An 18,337-nucleotide genomic window follows, 5' to 3' on the forward strand; every position below is an offset into this window, starting at 1 on the left:
TTTTAACCTTAGTTTTTAAAAGCCTTATTTTATCATAAAATCTAACAAACTGCCTGAATTTTGTGTTGAAAAAGAAGTAAATTTTTGATATTTTGCTCGTTTAGCTTTTTCTTCTTTTTGCTGCAAACACAAGCACAAAGGCTAGGCAGGCTATCATGATGATACTTGCACTGCTGCTAAGATTGAACACAAAACTTAAAACAAGCCCTAAAAAGCAAAAAATAAAGCTTAAAAGTGAGGCTAAAGCCATCATTTTTAAAAGTTTTTGAGTAAAATATTCAGCAATAAAACAAGGAATGCTAAGCAAGGCAATGATTAAAATCAATCCCACACAACGCATACAAATGACTATACAAAAAGCGATCATACAGATAAGCAAATAATAAAAAAAGCTTGTATTTACACCGCGAAGCAAGGCAAATTCTTGATCAAAACTTATAGCGACAAATTGACGATAAAAAGCAAGCACAAGCACTATAAAAAGGCAATTAGCACCAAACATAAGCCATAAATCAGCACTTGAAATGGCTAAAATCGAGCCAAATAAATACGCCATTAAATCACTCTTATATCCAGCACTTAAATCAATCAAAATCAAGCCCAAAGCCATTCCAAATGCCCAAATAACAGCGATGAAATTATCGCTTCTATGAGGAAAACGTTTGGATAAAAAAGCGACGATTAAGGCTAAAAAAAGCGTAAAAACTGAGGTGCATAAAAGCAAGGGCAAAGAAAAATAAAACGCCAAACCTATGCCCCCAAATGCTCCATGAGTGATCCCTCCAGCCATTGAAAAAAGGCGATTTATCATCACTAAAGAGCCAATTATCCCACAGGCTAAACTGATAAGAACAGAGGCTAAAAGAGCATTTTGGAAAAAAGAAAATTCAAACATATCAAACATTTTCGCTCCTTTTGTGTGTATGCTCGCAACTTAAGCATTCATCAAAGCTCATTTCTACCGCACAAAAATGCTGGTGGCTTTTAAGATGAGTAAGCAGCTTTGCTTTGTGTTTATCATTATCATGCAAGATAAGTTCTTTGTTAAGATAAGCGATTTTATTTGCAAAGGCAAGCACTATATTAATATCATGGCAAATGCTGATAATGCCTATGCCTTGCTCGTGCAAAGAACTTAAAAGCTCAAAGATATTTAAAGCACTTTTGCTATCAAGGCTAGCACTTGGTTCATCAAGAATTAAAAGCTTGCATGAACTTATCAAAGCCCTTGCTATATAAGCTCTTTGTCTTTGTCCTCCACTTAAATCTTTGATATTTTTATATGCAAACTCTTTTAAACCAACTTTTTCAAGAGCTTCTAGGGCTTTGGCTCTATCTTCTTTGCTATAAAAACCAAAGATTTTTTCATTAATGCGTCCCATTAATACAAGCTCAAGTGTATTTATGCTGAAATTTTCATTCACGAGCGTGTTTTGAGGCACATAGCCAATCTCACTTGTTTTTACAGCCTTAAATTTAAAATTAGTGCAGGGTAAAAGTCCTAAGATAAGCTTTATAAGCGTTGATTTACCACCTCCATTTGGTCCAATGATAGCCAAAAAGTCCTTTGTATCATAGCTTAAATTGATATCTTTAAGCACCATTTCTTTATCATAAGCATAATTTAGCTTTGAAAGTTCAAAAAGTTTCATTAAAATACTCCAGATTTTGCGTTAAAAAAGATAAAAAAGCCAAGCAAGATCATAACGATCAAAGCAAGGTATTCAAGGCTTTTTCTTAGAGTCTCATGGCTTGTTTTTTGATGAATTTTATGCGCAAAAGCTGCGGCAAAAAACACAACCAAAGCCATGCCAAGTGCGATAAAAACAGCACTTATAAGGGCATAAAAAAAGCTAAATTCAAAGCCTAATACAAAAACAAGCACCATGGTAGGACAAGGCAAAATAGAAGCAGCCAAAATGACGCTAAAATCGCTTAATTTAGCATTATTTGAATGCGTGCAAGTTGCACAAGAGCAGTGTTTTTCATGCTTTGAATGAAGGATTTTTTTACTCAGTAAAACTAGGGCTATAAAAATGATTAACACACTTGAAAATTGCGTGATGATAAAGCTAGCCTCACTTGCAAAACGCGTAACAAAGGTTTTGAGTATAAAAAGCCCTATGCTTACGAGCAAAAAAGCACTGATGATATGAATGAGTGCTACTTTTAAAGCAAAGCTTAGTGCTTTAAGATATGAGCTTTTATGGCTTAAAAAATACGAACTTGCCAAAAGTTTAGAATGTCCTGGAGCAGCTGCGTGAAATACGCCATAACCAAATGAAAGCAGGATAAAAATGAGCACACTAGCTACACTTTGCTGTTCTTTAATGCCTTCTTTGATGAAGTTTAAAAGCGTAAAATTTAAATCCCTAGCCTTTTGTAATAAGCTGTCTAAAAAGCCTTTTTCATCGCTTAAATTGAGTGTTTTTTGATGATTTTGTGTTTTGGCATTTAAAAAAGTAAGTTCAAAAAAGATCACATTAGTGTTTTCATTGGCTTGCAAGATGAGATTTTCATCAAATTTTATGGGTGAAAAAGGTAAAAAAGCAAGATCAAAAAAACCTTCTTTATCTTCAGTATGCAAAGAAAAAACGCTCAAAGGCTCAAGTTTAAGCTTAAAATCAAGCTCATATGTATATATGAGCTCATCATTATATTCACTAAAGCCTAAGGACTTAGCTTGAAAGGGTAATTCTTTTTTTGCATTATTTTCATAAGTGTCAATATGCGTTAAAAAATGACGTGGCTTAAGATAATCAAGCATTGCTGCTTCAATGATTTCAAACTCTTCTTTGTCAAATTTTCCATTATAATTCATATCATAGCTTTGTAAAAGCACGGTTTTAAATTCCTTGCTAAAACTCCACACAAGTTTTGCTCCTTTTAATGTGCTATCTTCATGCATAAACTCAATGCTAATGTGTGTTTTAGGCGTATAAGCAGCACACAAAGCACAAGCTAAAAGCTCACTTGAAAAAAATAAAATGCAAAATAAAAGAATTTTTTTCATCAATACTTCTTACTTAATGCCACCAAGTTTTTGAGCTGAGTTTAAAAGCTCATTTTCCCAGTCTCTTGCAAGATGATCGATCTCTGCTATATCAGCACCGCATTCTTTAGCTAAAAGCCTTGCTGCGTTTTGAGGGAAACCCTTTTGCACGAAGATAGTTTGTATCTTTTCTTTTTTAGCAAGTTCTATTAAGGCTTTTAAGTCTTTAAGTTTTGGCTCTTTTCCTTCAATCTCAACTGGCACTTGCACGAGATCATATCTTGCTGCAAAATACGCCCAGCTTGGATGATAGACTATAAATTTCTTGCCTTTTTTATCCTTTAAAAGGCTTTTTATCTTGCTATCTAAGGCATCAAGTTCTTTTTCAAAATGAGCTAGATTTTTTTCATAAAGGGCTTTGTTGTGTGGATACTCTTTGCTTAAAGCCTGTGCTATGGTGCGTGCTTGTGTTTTTACTAAAAGCGGATCAAGCCAGATATGTGGATCATTTCCTAGCTCGATATGAGCGATTTGATCTTCTATGATTTGTTCTTTAGAAAGCAAACTTGAGTAAAAAGTAGGCCAGTTATGCATTTCTTTGTTAAGTGCTTCAAAGCTTAAATCGCCCATAAAGATATGAAAATGATTGCTTTTTGTTGGATTGATTTGATGATCGCTAAATTGCACGAATTTAGGGGCTTTGCTTGTTGTATCAGTATTTTCAAACTGATAACGCACGCCTTTTTTGCCACTTTCATAAGTAAAAATTACAAAGCCCTTATACGCATAAGTGCCTTTTAAAACTTCATTTTTCTTATAAAAAGTTATGGTGTTTTGAGCGATGATAATCTTATCAATATCGCTTTTATAACCTTCTTTATAATAAGCTTTAATCTCATCTTTACTTTGCTTGTTGTTTAGTGCTTTAAGATAAAACACCTCATCTAAGCTATCATCAAGCAAGAGCGGATACACTGAGTAAAACTCGCCTTGATAATCATTTATACTCCTATCTTTTACCTCACTATCTTTAAACACGGCTGGAGCGTGCTTATGCTCAAAATGCGTTTCATGCTCGCCTTCTTGATGATGAGAATGCTCAAAAGTGGTGTAAAGTGGCTTGATGTCATTTCTAGTGTCTATAATCTTAAGATTTTTAAAGCTGTCTTTAAATTTATATATCATAGGCTTTTCAAACTCAAGTCCTATGGTAAAATAAATATCGCTTTGCTCAAGCTTTTGCATGGTTGAGGGTTTAAAGTCAAAATTATGCTCGTCTGTATTTGGCGGTATGACTTCATTGATTTCTACGCTGTCTCCTGCTATTTTTTGCACGAAATAGCTTTGTGGTGGTATACTAACGCTAATAATTGGCTTTGCAAAAAGAGGCAAAGCAAAGATGAGGCTTGTGAGAATTTTTTTCATTGAAATTTCCTTTTTTTGAATACTTTTTGCAAAAAGTTGAGCGAATTATAACAAATGCAACTTAGTTGCAACTTAAAAAATAAGTTGTTTTTAAAAATTAAAGTTGCAAAATAAAATTTGATTTGCAAAAAAGCAAATTTTAGCTAAAAATTTGCTAAAATATATATAAAAATCAATAGAAAGAAAGCAAAATAATGAACGCAGTCGAACTTCTTAGAGAACAAGGGATCGCTCTTACTGATTTAAGACTTGAAATGCTTGAAATTTTAGCCAATGCCAATGAGCCTTTGAGTTTTGATGATTTTCATTTAGAGGCGAATAAAACCACATTTTACCGCAATATCCAGCTTTTTGAAGAAAAGGGTATAGTGAGTAAAAGCACGCTTGAAAGAAAGAGTTTTTACGAGCTTGCTTTGGGCGCAAAAGCTCATTTTGTCTGTGATGTGTGTCATAAAATCACGGATTTTCAAATGCCAAAAATCAAAGGCAAGGTTAAAAGCGTGATCGCCAAAGGAGTGTGCGATCAGTGCGATGAAGAGGCTTGATTATTTTTGTAGTTTTTTTACTGCTTTATCGATTTTCTTACTTGCCTTGTTGTAGTTTCCATCTTTTAGTTCTTCTAAAGCATCAATAGCAAATGAAAAATCTTCTTTATCATTGTCATGGTTTTCAAGGTAAGCTTCAAGAGCTTCTACGATAAGTTTTGACTTGGGACTTTGCGTTTTTTTGCTAAGCTCATCAAGTCTTTGTTTTAATTTTGCTGGTAGTCTAAAATAACACGCTTTAACTTCTTTTTTTTTCATTGTTTTCCTTTAAGTGGTTTTGTAAAATTTGATTGCTTGTTTGCAAGTTTTGCAGTTGAATTTCTTTTTATTTTTTTGGATTTTTTGATGAATGCTAAAAGGTACATCGTGAATTTTTCCCTCACAAGCACAGGTATAAAAATAACTATGCACTTGTGTATCGCTGTCATCTTCATCATTTGCTTCAAAGCTAACATCACTGCCATCTTCTGAAGAAAGAAGGGATTTTCTATATTCAGCGACTTTCATATCTTCAAACAAAATATGCTCTAAAAGCCATTTTTTAGCTGCTACATAGAGTTTTTCTTTTAAATCATTTGTGCTACGAATATCTTTGATGAGATCAATCATCATTTGAATGATATCTTTGTGAATTTTTTTATGAGGTTCAAGGTTTGGAAAACCTATGGTTTGCATGTATTTTTCTTCATCGTGAAAATGTTCTTTCATATAGTTAAAAAAGCCAGCTAGTAAGTCTTTTACCTCTGCTTTGCTTACAGGTCTATCTGAGATTCGCTCAACTTCAGCTGCAAGCTCGAAAAGCTTTTTGTGCTGCTCATCGACTTTAGCGTTATATACGCTGTAAGAATTATCCCACCTTGGGAGCATAATATTGTCCTTAAAGTATGAATTTTTCCTTTCATTATAGCACAAAATAGCATAAAAATTAATTTTTATGCGATAAAATATAATAAAAATTTAATGTTTTAAAAATAAACAAAGGTAAAGAAATGGCAGCGAAGATTCTTTTACTTGAAGATGATATTAATCTTAGCGAGCTTGTTGAGGAATTTCTGATTGATGAGGGGTATGAAGTAAGCTTGGTAAATGATGCTGAAGCGGCTTTAAATCTTGCCTATGAAAAGCATTTTGATCTGTGGATTTTAGATGTTAAAGTGCCTTTAGGCGATGGTTTTTCTTTGCTTAAAGAACTCAGACAAGCAGGCAAAAACACGCCAGCCATTTTTCTGACTTCTTTAAATACGGCTAGTGATTTAAAAGAAGGCTTTGATGCGGGTTGTGATGATTATATCAAAAAGCCTTTTGAGCTTGTTGAACTTGCTTTGCGTGTTGAAAGTATATTAAAACGTTCTTTTGCTCATAAAAATGAAAATTATGAGGATTTAGGTGATAATTACAAATTCTCTCTTTCTTCTCAAATTTTATACAAAGATGATAAAGCCCTTACCTTACCAAGTAAGGAAATCAAGCTTTTGTCTTTGCTTTTAAAGCACAAAAATCGCTTTGTGAGTGTGGAGCAGATTTTTGAAGAGCTTTGGGATTATGATGAAGAGCCAAGCGAGCTGAGTTTAAGAGCTTATGTGAAAAATTTAAGAAAAATTCTTGGTAAGGATTCTATCATCAACCAACGCGGCAGAGGGTATTGCTATGACAGAGGCTAAATGGGTAATTAGATCAATTCTTAGCCTTTATCTTGTAACAACAGGCATTTTCTTGCTTATCTTTTTTGTTTTGTGGTATCAAAAGCTTTATGAAGAACTTGTTAATGTAAAAACTTCAGGCTTAAAAGATGCTCACAGAACTATAGTTTTAAGTGTGATAAACTCCAAATACACCCCAATTACTCAAGCATGCAAAGATATAAGCAGTGTTTCAAGTCTTAAATTTGCTATACTTGATGAAAAGCAAATTCTTTGCTCAAGTTTGGATTTTACCCCAAAAGATCTTAATGTAAGCGTTCGCACAAGAGGAATTTATAAAAACAAAGCCTTTTATATAGCGGCTATGGATTCAACGAGTTATTATCTTCAAAAAGGTGATGATAGAAAAGAAGATTTTGAGCGAGAGAGCATACAAGATGGAGCTTTGAGGACTTTTGTCGTGGGTGAGGATGTGGGGGAGGATTTGGTGCTTATTAGATCAAAAGTTCTTGCAGGTGCTTTGTTTTCTTTTTTACTTATCGCTTTAGTTTCTTATTTTTTGGTAAAAATTGCTATAAAACCGCTTGAAAACAAGATTAAAACCTTAAATAGCTTTATTAAAGACTTTACACATGAGATTAATACACCTTTAAGCGTGATTTTGCTTAGTATCGAAAGGCTTGAACAGCAAAAAAATGTCCTTGATGAGGTTAAATTTAAACGTATGAAACTTGCTGCAAAAACCTTAAGTCAGACGTATTCGGATTTGATTTTTTATACTTTTCCAGATACGATTTCAAATGAAGAAGAAAAGATTGATATGAAAGAGCTTGTGAGTGAAAGGCTTGAGTATTTTAAGCTCTTTTTTGAGCAAAAAAAGTTGGATTTAAGTGTAGAACTTGAGGCAAACAACTTTTTGGTGGCGAGTAAAAGCAAGATCAATAAAATGTTTGATAATCTTTTAAACAATGCTATTAAATACAATAAAAAAGGCGGCTTTATACAAGTAAAACTCAAAGACAATACCCTTTCAATCAAAGATAGTGGGTGTGGGATTGATGAAGAGAATGTGAAAAAGATTTTTGATCGTTATGCTCGTTTTAACAAAGATCAAGGCGGTTTTGGCATAGGCTTAAGCCTTGTGCAAGATATTTGTAAGGAGTATAAAATCACTATAAAATGCCATTCAAAGCTGCGCGAGGGCACGGAATTTGTGCTGAGCTGGTGAGCTTTGTTTTCTTGTGTAAAATTGTCTTGAGCTAAGTTTATTTGTTGCTAAGTAGAGCTTTGTTTTTGCTTTCTATGAGCTCATTTAAAAAAGAAGCGATTTGCTCTTTTTGCTCTATGTTTAAAGTTGCTAACTCAGTCTTGATTAAATCACTGACAAGCTGTTCATTTGAAAGCTCAAAGTCTGAAAACTCCCTTGCTTTTTGAATGATCTTAAGCACCCTTAAGTCTTTATTTTGCATATACATTTTTTACTCACTTAAGATAAATTACGCTTACAAAACGTTGCTCGCTCTTATCGCGTCGGTAAGAAAAAAAGCGTTTGTCTTCAAAACTGCAAATTCCACTATCATGGATATAAGCGATATGAAGTTTTTTGGCTTGGGCTTTAACTAAGGCTTTTAAATCAAGCTTATTTTCATCTACAAAGTCTTTGAAATGAGCCTTAGCATCGGCTAAAACCTCGCCATTTATTTCATAGTTTTGCTTGCAAATTGATGCGCCGATAAAAAGGTGCATTTGCGCTAAATCTAAATTTGTGTCAAAGCTTGCTCTCATCTTTTGTATGGCTTCATTTAAGATATTTGAAAAACAGCCCTTTCGTCCAGAATGCAAAGCGCCTATATAGCCTTTTTCATGCCATAAAAGCAAAGGCAAACAATCCGCACTTAAAACGCAAAGGGCGATATTTTTTTCATCTGTGATTAAACCATCGCAAGTATAAATACTTTTATTTTCATCAAAAAGTTCAACCTTGTTTGAATGCACTTGTTCCATAAAAACACATTTTTTTATAGTTGGTGCGTGATGTGCGAAAATATTTTTATTTAAAATTTGAGCTCTAAAACCCATAAAATCAGCATTATAAGCCATAAAAGCCCCAGCTTTTTCATTATCTAGTAAAGAAAAGAAATCCGATCTATGTGTTCCCAAGAAAGTTCCTTTTGATCTGTTTTTGCATTTTTACACTCAAGCCATCTTAAAGTATAACGAGCGAGCAAATCACTTTCTATATTGATCTTGCGTCCTATTTTATAGCTGTGAAATAAAGTTTCTTTAAAGCTTATAGGGATAATGGTTAAGCGTATGGAATTTGTAAAAACTTCATTGATGGTAAGACTTACGCCATCAACGCCTATGCTCCCTTTTTCGCTCATTAAGGGCATGGCTTTGGTTGGAAGTTTAAGATAAAAATCCACTCCATTTTCGATTTTTTCAATTTTTTCTAAGGTAGCGATAAAGTCGATATGCCCTTGCATTAAGTGTCCATCTATCCTATCGCTAAGCCTTAGAGCTGGTTCTATATGCACTTTGTCTTTATAATTTTCAAGGGCAAGGTGGCTTCTACTTTCCTTTGAAAGCTCGACATCAAAGCCATCTTGTGCTAGTTTAATGACGCTTAAACATGCTCCATTTACAGCTATACTATCGCCAAGTTTGGGTTTATAAGAGGCTTTAAGGCTTAAAATATTGTTCTTATAAGCCTTAACTTCAGCAATTTCTCTTATAAGCCCATTAAACATTGTTGTTATTTTTCCTTGTCCCAGCAAAGTATGGTTTTACCTTCTTCATCTTCGCACACATCGCCCATTCCCATGATATTATAGCCTGCATCAACATAGTGAATTTCTCCACTTACCCCGCTTGCTAAGTCGCTAAGTAAATACATAGCAGAATTTCCCACCTCATCAGTGCTTACATTTTTCTTTAATGGAGCGTTGATTTCATTATATTTTAAAATCATTCTAAAGTCCCCTATACCGCTTGCTGCAAGGGTTTTAATAGGTCCTGCTGAGATAGCATTTACCCTTATGCCCCTTACACCTAAATCCCTTGCAAGATAACGCACAGAGCTTTCAAGAGCAGCCTTAGCTACACCCATGACATTATAATGTGGCACATATTTTACCCCACCAAGATAGCTAAGAGTTAGCACTGAAGCATTATCATTTAAGATAGGAAGCACCGCGCGCGTTAAAGCTACTAAAGAGTAAGCTGAAGTGCCAAGAGCTATATTAAAAGCTTCTTTTGTGGTGTTGATAAAAGCACCTTCTAAAGCCTCTTTTGGAGCATAAGCTACAGCATGCACTACAAAATCCAGCTTACCAAAGTCTTTTTCTATCTTGCTTGCAAGGGCGTTTAAATGCTCCTCGTTATTCACATCAAGTTCATACACAGCCTTTGAGTTAAACTCAGCTGCGATGGGTTCGACACGTTTTTGTAAGGCTTCATTTAAGTAAGTAAAAGCCAGCTCTGCTCCTTGAGCCGCACACGCTTTAGCTATACCATAAGCGATTGATTTGTTATTGGCTACACCAACTATAAGTCCTTTTTTGCCCTTCATTAACATTGTTTATCCTTTTATAAGAGAGATGAAATTTTCTACTTTTAAGCTTGCTGAGCCTATTAAAACTCCGTTGCAATGCTTTATATCTAAAATAGCTTTGATATTTTCTTCATTAACACTTCCGCCATACAAAAGTTTTGCTTTGCTTAAGCCACTTAAAAAAAGCAAAACTTCTTCTATATCTTTAAATTCAGCACTTACCCCTGTGCCTATGGAGTAGATTGGTTCATAAGCGATGATGAGTTTTTTATAATTTAAATCTATATTTTCAAGCTGCTTGTGTAAAAAATCCTTTGTTTTACCAGCTTTTTTGCATGCTAAATCTTCTCCTATACAAAAGATGATCGTATAAGCATGCTCTTTTGCAAAGTCAAATTTAGCTTTGATGAGGCTTTCATTATCGCCTAAGGTTCTTCGCTCTGAATGTCCTATCAAAACAGAGTTTATACCAAATTCATCAAGCTGTTCTTTGCCTATCTCGCCGGTAAATGCTCCTTGCACGCAAGGATAAAAGTTCTGTGCTCCTTGAGTAAAATGCTTGATATTTGCATGAAAACACGAGCTTGGCGGAAAGACAAAAATCTCATCTTTTTTATGTATTTTTAAAGCTTCATCAAGCTTTTGAGCATACAAAGCAAAAGAAGCTCTTGAATGATGGCACTTTAAATTCGCCGCATATATCATAATTCGCCTTCTTTAACGCGTAAAGGCTTAACTCCGGGAAGTTCTTTGCCTTCGATAAGTTCAAGGCTTGCTCCTCCGCCTGTGGAGATAAAAGTCATCTCATCAGCTTCGCCTGATCGCGCCACAACATCGGCTGTATCGCCTCCACCTATGATAGTAGTAGCGTGGCTATCGCCTATAAAATGTGCCATTTTAAGCGAGCCTTTGGCGAATTTATCAATCTCAAAAACGCCCATAGGTCCGTTCCACCATATAGTTTGTGCATCTTCTAAAGCCTCGCGAAAGAGCTTGCCACTGGCTGGTCCTATATCAAGCCCCATAAAACCACTTGGGATTTCTTGAGTTGGCACATAACTCATACTTGCTTCACTCGAACAAAGTTGTGCCACAGCCACATCAACAGGTAAGTAAATTTTAACACCAAGTTCTTTACCTCTTGCTAAGATAGCCTTAGCCTCATCGATAAGTTCTTCTTCTAAGAGTGAATTACCTATATCAAAATCAAGAGCTTTTAAGAAAGTAAAAGCCATACCTCCGCCGATGATGAGTTTATCGACTTTGTTGATAAGATTTCTCAAGGCTTGAAGCTTGCCACTTACTTTTGAGCCACCTACCACAGCTACAAAAGGGCGAGCTGGGTGTTTTAAGAGGTTGTTTGCAAAATTGATCTCTTTTAAGAGCAAAAAGCCTGCACCCTTATGCTCGTCATCAAAGAAATTTGTAATCGCTTCAACACTAGCATGCGCTCTGTGACACACCCCAAAGGCATCATTGACATACACATCAGCCATGCTGGCTAGCTCTTTAGCTAGATTTTCATCATTTTTAGTTTCACCCTTTTCAAAACGTAGATTTTCAAGCATTAAAATTTCACCAGCTGCTAAATTAGCTGCTTTGCTTTTGGCATCCTCTCCGATAATATCTTTTGCCATGATGACTTCTTTATTTAAAAGCCTACCAAGCCTCTTTGCTACAGGATCAAGCGAATACTTTGTGCTGATTTCTTTTGGACGCCCTAAATGAGAAGCTAAAATCACGCTACAACCATTATCTAAACAATACCTTATCGTAGGGATAGCTGAGCGAATGCGTCTATCATCAGTGATATTTAAAAACTCATCTTGAGGGACATTAAAATCACAGCGGATAAACACCTTTTTGCCATTTAAATCAAGTTCTTTAACCGAGATAATATCAGCACTTTGCATTATTAACCTTTCATCACCAACACAGCCATATCAAGCAAACGGCTTGAATAGCCCCATTCATTATCATACCAAGCCACGATTTTAACAAAATCATCTTGTATCACTTGAGTAAGATCAGCAGCCACGATCGCTCCATAACTTGAACCTATAAAATCAGAACTTACTCTCTCATCTTCATCAACAGCTAAAAAGCCTTTTAAATTTGAAGCTGCAGCCTTTTTAAAGGCGTTATTTAGCTCTTCTTTACTTGTTTTTTTAGCTAATTGCGCGGTTAAATCAACGCTTGAAACATCAATCACTGGCACACGCATACTTTGTCCGTGCAAACGTCCATCAAGCTCTGGCATGATAAGCTTCATAGCCTTTGCCGCTCCTGTTGAGGTTGGGATAATGTTTTGTGCTGCTGCTCTGCTTCGGCGTTTGTCTTTTGTCTTTGCATCGATGATGCTTTGTCCGTTTGTATAAGCATGTATGGTTGTCATCAGTCCTTTTTCTATGCCAAATTCATCTTGCAAAACCCTACACACCGGACCTAAGCAGTTAGTGGTGCAACTTGCATTTGAGATGATTTTTTCGCCTTTGTAAAGATGAGAGTTTACACCCATTACAAAAGTAGGCGTATCATCTTTTGCAGGAGCTGACATAATCACTTTTTGTATGCCTTGATCTAAAAAAGCTTGACATTTTTCTTGAGTTAAGTGTGCTCCTGTGCATTCAAGCACGACATCAGCGCCGTATTTTGCAAAGTCAAGTTCTTTGATATCACGACTTTTAAAGACTTTGATTTTTTTACCATCAATGATAAGCATATCATCTTGGCTTGAAACTTCGCCCTCATAGGTTCTATGCACGCTGTCATATTTAAAAAGGTATTTTGTGATCTCCAAATCAGAAGTATCATTAATCGCTACAAGCTCCACATCATCGCGTTTTAACGCGATACGCGCAACACACCTTCCAATACGCCCAAAGCCATTTATCGCAATTTTAATCGCCATTTAATTTCCTTTTGCAAAATAAAATGCTAGAATTCTACAAAAAAAAGGTTAAAAGTTTAATGAAAATTGCATTTTTTGGCGGAAGTTTTGATCCGCCACACTTAGGACACGATGCTGTGGTAAAAGCAGCTTTAAACACACTTGATATAGATAAGCTTATCATTATGCCAACCTTTATAAACCCCTTTAAACAAGGCTTTGTGGCAAGTAAAGAGCAAAGATTTTTATGGGCGAAAAAACTATGGGGAAACTTAGAAAAGGTTGAAATTTGTGATTTTGAGATCAAGCAAGAAAGACCCGTGCCGAGCATAGAAAGTGTTTTATACCTTCAAAAACGTTTTAATCCAAGTAAAATTTATCTTATCATAGGGGCTGATCATTTAGCGAGTTTGCACTCTTGGCATGAATTTGATACCTTAAATAAAATGGTTGAATTTGTCGTTGCAAGTAGGCTTAAAATCACCATACCAAAGGAATTTAAAAAACTTGACATTGATTTTGATATAGCCTCATCATTTATCCGCGATACTTTAGATGTCAGCGAGGTTTGTGAGGGTATAAAAGATGAAGTTAAAGAATATTATGCTAAATTTATAAGTAAAACTCAAAGGATAAAAATGCAAGAAAGAATCAAAGCTATTACGGATATTTTAGATGATAAAAAAGCCGAGCAAATCGAAGTTTTTGATATGCGAGATAAGGATTATTTTGTAAGTTTTGTGGTGCTTGCAAGCACTTTAGGGCAAAGGCATGCCCTTTCACTCATCGATGAGCTTAAAATAAAGCTTAAAGAAAAAGGGGAGCAGTTTTTGGGTATAGAAAGCTCTGAGGATTGGAGTGTGCTTGATTTAGGCGATATACTCATTCATCTTTTAAGCGAAGATTATAGGGCAAAATATAATTTAGAAGAGTTTTTAAAAGAACTTGGCAAACAAAAAGCTTAAGTTTGATTTTAAGGATCAAAGCTTAAAACGACTTAAGCTCAATGATAAAATTTAATGCATTGACTTATTCTTGTGTTTGGCTAAGATTATTATCTTGAGTTAAGTTATTATCATCAGGCACATTGTCTTTTACAGGTTCTTTTTTGCTTGAATTTTCATCTTTGGGTGTTTTATTTTTTACTTTTTCTATATTTTTAAACTGATCAAAATACGCAAAAAGCTCATTTTTAAGATAGGCAAAAAGCGATTTTTTTGGTGTGATGATGGTTGTAATTTCTCCATTTGTTGCATGATATACGCTTACGCCGTATTTGCTTGCATAAAATTTGATTAAAAGTCTTTGCAAGCTTGGTTCTATAAAGCCGTCAAACCAAGCGTTGTTTGATATGGCGATGATGATCTTGCTTTCTTTGTATAAGGCTTCTTTTGTGGCTTCATAACAAATTGCATTTGTGATTTTTTCTCCAAAAAGTTCATAGTGATTAAGCTTTTCGCCCCTTGAAAACTCGCCCATATCTGGCAAAAGATATGTTCGCACAAATTCTTTAAAGATAGGCAATTCTTCGCCAAAAGGCACAAGATAATGCTTGTTAAGGATTTTTACCTCGCCATCTTGAAAAACATAGGTGCTATTATAAAAGCCTTTATTTTCTTCATTAAAGGCTCCTGTAATGATAACAATATCTTTAGATAATTCTTTTAAAAGCTCATAATAAAGCCCTGAAAAAGCCTGCTTAAGCTCAAAAGCAAAAGCACTTTCTGGCAAAACAACGACTTCTTTTTTAGCTTCTATAGCCTGAAATATTTCATTGATGAGCCTTTCTGCTTCATTGGCTTGATTTTCGTTGAGGTATTTTTGATCTTGAGAGATATGTGTTTGTATCAAAGCAATATTTGCATTTAAGCTTTTAAATTCAGTATCCTTATACTGCATACCTATAAAAAATAAAGCTAAAATAATGGCGATTTTATAATACCTTGAAATGTATTTTTCATAGTAAAAATACGCGATTAAAAACATACAAATCACGCCTTTTGTCGAGCTTTCAAAAAAACCATATACGCTTAAAACGCCCCAATTCAGCCAGTCAAAGCCTAAAGGGTGGATAAAGCTGATTAAAAATACCCCACACAACCTCAAAAAGTCAAATTTAAGTATAAAACAAATTCGAAACAAAATCCCATAAAACAAGCCAATACCAAGAATTTCAAAAGGGATCAAATAACTTAATCCAAAATAAACAGAAGAAAAAGAAAGCCAAAAAAACCATAAAATTCCAAGAAAAAATCCAGTCCAAAAATAGCCAATTTTATCAGATCGCAAAAGCAAAACAAGTCCATAAATAGCCAAAAATGGAGAAAAAATTTCAAGAGCCAAGCTTTCAAAAAAAGATAAGTAGATTGAATTTGAAAGTAAAATTGCAATAAAAAAGGATTTTATTATTTTTAAAATGCTAGAATTAGGATTTAATTTTTTCACAAAAGGAAAATAATATGGAACAAAACTCTTTGCTAACTTCATTGTTACCTCTACTCGTGCTTTTTGCGATTTTTTATTTTTTGGTTATCCGCCCTCAGCAAAAACAAGCAAAAGCCCACAAACAAATGATTTCAGAGCTTACAAAAGGCGATAAAATCATCACAAATGGTGGCTTGATCTGCGAAGTGATAAAACCAGAAGATGATTTTATCAAAGTTAAGCTTAATGATGAGAACACTATTGCAAAAATTTCAAAAGAATTTATAGCAAAGAAAATTGATGTCTAATTCAAAAGTCAATTATAAACTTTTTATTTTTGTAGCAGTTTTGCTTTTTGGTATAGCGTTTTCCTTGCCTTCTTTTTTGCAAAGTCAAAAGGGAGCAAAGATCAATTTAGGGCTTGATTTGCAAGGCGGACTTTATTTGCTTTTGGGCGTGGATAGTGAAGAAGCCGTAAAATCAAAGATTAAAAGTATAGCTTCGGCTTTAAGTTATGAGATTAACAAACAAAATATCATTAGTGATGATATAAAAATAAATGATACCAGTATCGAGTTTAAGCTTTATGATGAAGGCGATGTGGCTAAAATTGATGCGATTTTAAAGGATATTGCTGGCTTAAATGTCAGCTTTGCAAATATGCACTACACCTTAAGCTTAAGTGCTGAAGAAATTCAATCAACCCTTGATTATGCTTTGCTTCAAGCAGTTGAAACCATACGAAACCGCCTTGATGAGTTTGGTTTGGCTGAACCAACCGTTGCTAAGCAAGGCGAGGATCAGATTTTAGTTGAACTTGCTGGCATTAAGACAAGCGAGGATGAACAAAGAGCAAAAGAGCGAATCACCACAGCAGCTCATTTACAACTCATGGAAGTAGATGATGCAAGAATGCCTCAAGCTCATCTTTTGAGCGAAAATGAAGCGGCAAGTTATGGTGATATTGTCTTAGCTGATGCTAAAAATGAAAATATTAAATACGCCTTAAAAGCTATCCCTGTACTTGATGGCTCAACCTTAACTGATGCAAGGGTAGGCTTTTCTCAAGATTCAAATGCTCCTATTATCAATTTTACCTTAAATTCACAAGGAGCGAGAATCTTTGCTGATTATACTGAAAAAAGTGTTGGAAAACGTCTTGCTATAGTACTTGATAATAAAGTCTATTCAGCCCCTGTGATTAATGAACGTATAGGCGGAGGTAGCGGGCAAATTAGCGGAAATTTCACTCAAGAAGAGGCTAGAGATGTGGCTGTGGCTTTAAGAAGTGGGGCTTTGCTTGCTCCTGTTAAGGTTTTAGAACAAAGAAGTATAGGTCCATCTTTAGGAAGTGATAGCATACAAATGTCAATGATAGCTTTAATCGGTGCAAGTATTGCTATAGTGGTATTTATGATGGTGTATTATGGTATAGCTGGAGTTTTTGCAAATATTGCTTTGATTGCTAATATACTTGTGGTTGTGGCTGTGATGGCGATTTTTGGAGCGACTTTAACCCTGCCTGGTATGGCTGGACTGGTTTTAACTGTGGGTATGGCAGTTGATGCAAATGTGATTATCAATGAACGCATACGAGAGCTTTTGCGTGAGGGAGCAAGTATCAAAAAAAGTGTAGAAGATGGCTATAAACACGCTATGAGCGCGATCATGGACTCAAATATCACTTCTTTAGTTACTTCAATTGCTTTATACGCTTATGGCACTGGTCCGGTTAAAGGCTTTGCCGTAACTACTGGTATAGGTATTTTAGTCAGTATGATTACAGCTATCATTGGCACGCATGGTATGTTTGATTTGTTTATGAAGCAAATGGAAAAAAGCAATAATACAAGGCTTTGGTTTGGATATAGGAGAAAAAAATAATGCAGTTTTTTAGCGAAAAGAAAATTTATGATTTTATGCGTATGCGCTTTGGTGCTTATTTTTTATCTGGTTTTTTGGTGCTTGGCTCACTTTGGCTTTTATTTGATAGAGGCTTACAATATGGTATTGATTTTAGCGGGGGCACACTCATACAGCTTAAATACGAACAAAAAGCGCCCATTGCAGATATTAGGGCTAAACTTGAGGCTGGTGGAGATTTTCAAAACTTAAGTGTAACTGAATTTGGCTCTGATGATGAGGTAACTATACGTTTTTTAGGCTCACATGAAGATGTAAAAACTGATTTAAATACACAAATTACAAACCTTTTAAAAGATACAGGCTCTTTTGAGATCAGACGCGTTGATGTAGTGGGTCCAAAAGTGGGCGATGAGCTGAGAAATAAAGGCATTATGGCAGTAAGCGTGTCCTTGCTTACGATTTTGATTTATTTAGCTTTTCGTTTTGAATGGCGTTTTGCTATGGCAGCTATCATTACTGAAGTGCATGATCTTATCATCACTTTAGGAGCTATTTCTTTATTTAAGATAGATGTGAATTTAGATACCCTAGCCGCTGTTTTAACCGTGCTTGGATACTCTTTAAATGATACTATTATCATTTTTGATCGTATAAGAGAGGGTATAAAAACAAGCAAGAAAAGCGAGCTAGCTCCTATTATCAATGAAAGTGTTTCAGCCACGCTTTCAAGGACTGTGCTTACTTCAGGGCTTACCTTAGCTACGGTTGTGATCTTATACTTTTTTGGTGGTTCTATGATAGAAGGCTTTTCACTTGCACTCATCGTAGGGCTTGTGGTAGGGACTTTAAGCTCCATTTTTGTGGCAAGTCCGGCTTTACTTTGGTTTAAATTTAGTGTTAATGCGTATAGACAAAAAGAACTAGATAAACTTAAGAAAAAACAAGAAAAAGAAAAAATGCGTGCCATGTATGAAAAAGGCAGTGTTTAAGGAGAGAAAAAAC

At 35.1% G+C, this 18,337-nt stretch carries 20 protein-coding genes and 2 pseudogenes; 8 read left to right on the forward strand and 14 right to left on the reverse strand.

Annotated elements, in window-relative coordinates; all coding sequences use genetic code 11:
- Positions 1 to 100: 100 nt before the first annotated feature.
- From DMB95_RS05665 to DMB95_RS05680, 4 genes are read right to left on the reverse strand one after another with little or no spacing between them, the layout of a single operon-like run.
- Positions 101 to 904, reverse strand: coding sequence for a metal ABC transporter permease (locus tag DMB95_RS05665; RefSeq protein WP_142931271.1), 804 nt, complete (start codon positions 902 to 904; stop codon positions 101 to 103).
- Positions 897 to 1,652 carry a metal ABC transporter ATP-binding protein gene (locus tag DMB95_RS05670; protein WP_142931272.1) on the reverse strand — a complete coding sequence of 252 codons (756 nt, stop codon included), beginning with the start codon at positions 1,650 to 1,652 and terminating at the stop codon, positions 897 to 899. Before DMB95_RS05670 ends, DMB95_RS05665 begins: the two co-directional genes overlap by 8 nt.
- Positions 1,652 to 3,013 (reverse strand): nickel/cobalt transporter, encoded by a 1,362-nt coding sequence (locus tag DMB95_RS05675; RefSeq protein ID WP_142931273.1) that lies wholly within the window; start codon positions 3,011 to 3,013, stop codon positions 1,652 to 1,654. Before DMB95_RS05675 ends, DMB95_RS05670 begins: the two co-directional genes overlap by 1 nt.
- A gap of 9 nt (positions 3,014 to 3,022) precedes the next feature.
- Positions 3,023 to 4,417 (reverse strand): metal ABC transporter solute-binding protein, Zn/Mn family, encoded by a 1,395-nt coding sequence (locus tag DMB95_RS05680; protein ID WP_142931274.1) that lies wholly within the window; start codon positions 4,415 to 4,417, stop codon positions 3,023 to 3,025.
- 194 nt (positions 4,418 to 4,611) lie between these two features.
- Between DMB95_RS05680 and DMB95_RS05685 the strand changes: the two genes are divergently transcribed.
- Positions 4,612 to 4,962 carry a Fur family transcriptional regulator gene (locus DMB95_RS05685; RefSeq protein WP_137632208.1) on the forward strand — a complete coding sequence of 117 codons (351 nt, stop codon included), beginning with the start codon at positions 4,612 to 4,614 and terminating at the stop codon, positions 4,960 to 4,962.
- Here the strand turns inward: DMB95_RS05685 and DMB95_RS05690 are convergent, their stop codons facing one another.
- On the reverse strand, positions 4,963 to 5,220 hold the full coding sequence (locus tag DMB95_RS05690; RefSeq protein ID WP_142931275.1) for a ribbon-helix-helix domain-containing protein: 258 nt from the start codon (positions 5,218 to 5,220) through the stop codon (positions 4,963 to 4,965).
- Between the two features lie 9 nt (positions 5,221 to 5,229).
- A complete protein-coding gene (locus DMB95_RS05695; protein WP_142931276.1) occupies positions 5,230 to 5,829 on the reverse strand; it encodes a bacteriohemerythrin in 600 nt (199 codons plus the stop codon).
- Between the two features lie 122 nt (positions 5,830 to 5,951).
- On the opposite strand from DMB95_RS05695, the gene dccR reads away from it, so the two are divergent.
- Positions 5,952 to 6,623, forward strand: coding sequence for a two-component system response regulator DccR (gene dccR / locus DMB95_RS05700; protein ID WP_137632211.1), 672 nt, complete (start codon positions 5,952 to 5,954; stop codon positions 6,621 to 6,623).
- Complete coding sequence (locus DMB95_RS05705) at positions 6,610 to 7,830, forward strand: sensor histidine kinase (RefSeq protein ID WP_142931277.1); 1,221 nt, start codon at positions 6,610 to 6,612, stop codon at positions 7,828 to 7,830. Before dccR ends, DMB95_RS05705 begins: the two co-directional genes overlap by 14 nt.
- 37 nt (positions 7,831 to 7,867) lie before the next feature.
- Here DMB95_RS05705 and DMB95_RS05710 read toward each other — a convergent pair whose 3' ends face one another.
- From DMB95_RS05710 to gap, 7 genes are read right to left on the reverse strand one after another with little or no spacing between them, the layout of a single operon-like run.
- Positions 7,868 to 8,071 carry a hypothetical protein gene (locus DMB95_RS05710; protein WP_442861450.1) on the reverse strand — a complete coding sequence of 68 codons (204 nt, stop codon included), beginning with the start codon at positions 8,069 to 8,071 and terminating at the stop codon, positions 7,868 to 7,870.
- Positions 8,072 to 8,084: 13 nt separating this feature from the next.
- Complete coding sequence (locus DMB95_RS05715) at positions 8,085 to 8,762, reverse strand: polyphenol oxidase family protein (protein WP_142931279.1); 678 nt, start codon at positions 8,760 to 8,762, stop codon at positions 8,085 to 8,087.
- Positions 8,726 to 9,352, reverse strand: a complete 627-nt coding sequence (gene ribE, locus DMB95_RS05720; RefSeq protein ID WP_142931280.1) for a riboflavin synthase — start codon at positions 9,350 to 9,352, stop codon at positions 8,726 to 8,728. Before ribE ends, DMB95_RS05715 begins: the two co-directional genes overlap by 37 nt.
- Before the next feature lie 5 nt (positions 9,353 to 9,357).
- Positions 9,358 to 10,179 (reverse strand): enoyl-ACP reductase FabI, encoded by an 822-nt coding sequence (gene fabI, locus DMB95_RS05725; protein ID WP_142931281.1) that lies wholly within the window; start codon positions 10,177 to 10,179, stop codon positions 9,358 to 9,360.
- 3 nt (positions 10,180 to 10,182) lie between these two features.
- Entirely contained in the window at positions 10,183 to 10,860 is a 678-nt protein-coding gene (locus tag DMB95_RS05730; RefSeq protein WP_142931282.1) for a triose-phosphate isomerase, read from the reverse strand.
- Entirely contained in the window at positions 10,857 to 12,068 is a 1,212-nt protein-coding gene (locus tag DMB95_RS05735; protein ID WP_142931283.1) for a phosphoglycerate kinase, read from the reverse strand. The genes DMB95_RS05730 and DMB95_RS05735 overlap by 4 nt, the downstream gene beginning before the upstream one ends.
- A 2-nt stretch (positions 12,069 to 12,070) precedes the next feature.
- Positions 12,071 to 13,066 carry a type I glyceraldehyde-3-phosphate dehydrogenase gene (gene gap, locus DMB95_RS05740; protein ID WP_142931284.1) on the reverse strand — a complete coding sequence of 332 codons (996 nt, stop codon included), beginning with the start codon at positions 13,064 to 13,066 and terminating at the stop codon, positions 12,071 to 12,073.
- Between the two features lie 59 nt (positions 13,067 to 13,125).
- On the opposite strand from gap, the pseudogene nadD reads away from it, so the two are divergent.
- Both nadD and rsfS read left to right on the forward strand, forming a co-directional pair.
- Positions 13,126 to 13,656 (forward strand): annotated as a pseudogene (gene nadD / locus DMB95_RS09750) (nicotinate (nicotinamide) nucleotide adenylyltransferase); the annotation flags it as partial.
- A 27-nt stretch (positions 13,657 to 13,683) separates the two neighbouring features.
- Entirely contained in the window at positions 13,684 to 14,010 is a 327-nt protein-coding gene (gene rsfS, locus DMB95_RS09755) for a ribosome silencing factor (protein ID WP_260604831.1), read from the forward strand.
- 223 nt (positions 14,011 to 14,233) lie between these two features.
- Here the strand turns inward: rsfS and DMB95_RS05750 are convergent.
- A pseudogene (locus tag DMB95_RS05750) lies at positions 14,234 to 15,532 on the reverse strand (apolipoprotein N-acyltransferase); the annotation flags it as partial.
- Here DMB95_RS05750 and yajC point away from each other — a divergent pair.
- The 3 genes from yajC to secF are packed head-to-tail and all read left to right on the forward strand — an operon-like array spanning position 15,505 to position 18,324.
- Positions 15,505 to 15,777, forward strand: coding sequence for a preprotein translocase subunit YajC (yajC, locus tag DMB95_RS05755; RefSeq protein ID WP_142931287.1), 273 nt, complete (start codon positions 15,505 to 15,507; stop codon positions 15,775 to 15,777). The pseudogene DMB95_RS05750 and the gene yajC overlap by 28 nt on opposite strands.
- On the forward strand, positions 15,770 to 17,353 hold the full coding sequence (gene secD / locus DMB95_RS05760; RefSeq protein WP_142931288.1) for a protein translocase subunit SecD: 1,584 nt from the start codon (positions 15,770 to 15,772) through the stop codon (positions 17,351 to 17,353). The genes yajC and secD overlap by 8 nt, the downstream gene beginning before the upstream one ends.
- On the forward strand, positions 17,353 to 18,324 hold the full coding sequence (gene secF, locus DMB95_RS05765; protein WP_142931289.1) for a protein translocase subunit SecF: 972 nt from the start codon (positions 17,353 to 17,355) through the stop codon (positions 18,322 to 18,324). The genes secD and secF overlap by 1 nt, the downstream gene beginning before the upstream one ends.
- Positions 18,325 to 18,337 lie beyond the last annotated feature (13 nt).

Source organism: Campylobacter sp. MIT 12-8780 (assembly GCF_006864535.1).
In the GTDB taxonomy this organism is placed as follows: domain Bacteria; phylum Campylobacterota; class Campylobacteria; order Campylobacterales; family Campylobacteraceae; genus Campylobacter_D.

Coding starts and splice junctions, on each gene's coding strand:
- gap (WP_142931284.1), bottom strand. CDS start 13,066: ATGGCGATTAAAATTGCGATAAATGGCTTTGGGCGTATTGGAAGGTGT.
- DMB95_RS05685 (WP_137632208.1), top strand. CDS start 4,612: ATGAACGCAGTCGAACTTCTTAGAGAACAAGGGATCGCTCTTACTGAT.
- DMB95_RS05730 (WP_142931282.1), bottom strand. CDS start 10,860: ATGATATATGCGGCGAATTTAAAGTGCCATCATTCAAGAGCTTCTTTT.
- DMB95_RS05680 (WP_142931274.1), bottom strand. CDS start 4,417: ATGAAAAAAATTCTCACAAGCCTCATCTTTGCTTTGCCTCTTTTTGCA.
- DMB95_RS05670 (WP_142931272.1), bottom strand. CDS start 1,652: ATGAAACTTTTTGAACTTTCAAAGCTAAATTATGCTTATGATAAAGAA.
- DMB95_RS05705 (WP_142931277.1), top strand. CDS start 6,610: ATGACAGAGGCTAAATGGGTAATTAGATCAATTCTTAGCCTTTATCTT.
- DMB95_RS05710 (WP_442861450.1), bottom strand. CDS start 8,071: ATGCAAAATAAAGACTTAAGGGTGCTTAAGATCATTCAAAAAGCAAGG.
- DMB95_RS05675 (WP_142931273.1), bottom strand. CDS start 3,013: ATGAAAAAAATTCTTTTATTTTGCATTTTATTTTTTTCAAGTGAGCTT.
- secD (WP_142931288.1), top strand. CDS start 15,770: ATGTCTAATTCAAAAGTCAATTATAAACTTTTTATTTTTGTAGCAGTT.
- secF (WP_142931289.1), top strand. CDS start 17,353: ATGCAGTTTTTTAGCGAAAAGAAAATTTATGATTTTATGCGTATGCGC.
- DMB95_RS05695 (WP_142931276.1), bottom strand. CDS start 5,829: ATGCTCCCAAGGTGGGATAATTCTTACAGCGTATATAACGCTAAAGTC.
- DMB95_RS05735 (WP_142931283.1), bottom strand. CDS start 12,068: ATGCAAAGTGCTGATATTATCTCGGTTAAAGAACTTGATTTAAATGGC.
- DMB95_RS05690 (WP_142931275.1), bottom strand. CDS start 5,220: ATGAAAAAAAAAGAAGTTAAAGCGTGTTATTTTAGACTACCAGCAAAA.
- fabI (WP_142931281.1), bottom strand. CDS start 10,179: ATGTTAATGAAGGGCAAAAAAGGACTTATAGTTGGTGTAGCCAATAAC.
- DMB95_RS05665 (WP_142931271.1), bottom strand. CDS start 904: ATGTTTGATATGTTTGAATTTTCTTTTTTCCAAAATGCTCTTTTAGCC.
- dccR (WP_137632211.1), top strand. CDS start 5,952: ATGGCAGCGAAGATTCTTTTACTTGAAGATGATATTAATCTTAGCGAG.
- rsfS (WP_260604831.1), top strand. CDS start 13,684: ATGCAAGAAAGAATCAAAGCTATTACGGATATTTTAGATGATAAAAAA.
- yajC (WP_142931287.1), top strand. CDS start 15,505: ATGGAACAAAACTCTTTGCTAACTTCATTGTTACCTCTACTCGTGCTT.
- ribE (WP_142931280.1), bottom strand. CDS start 9,352: ATGTTTAATGGGCTTATAAGAGAAATTGCTGAAGTTAAGGCTTATAAG.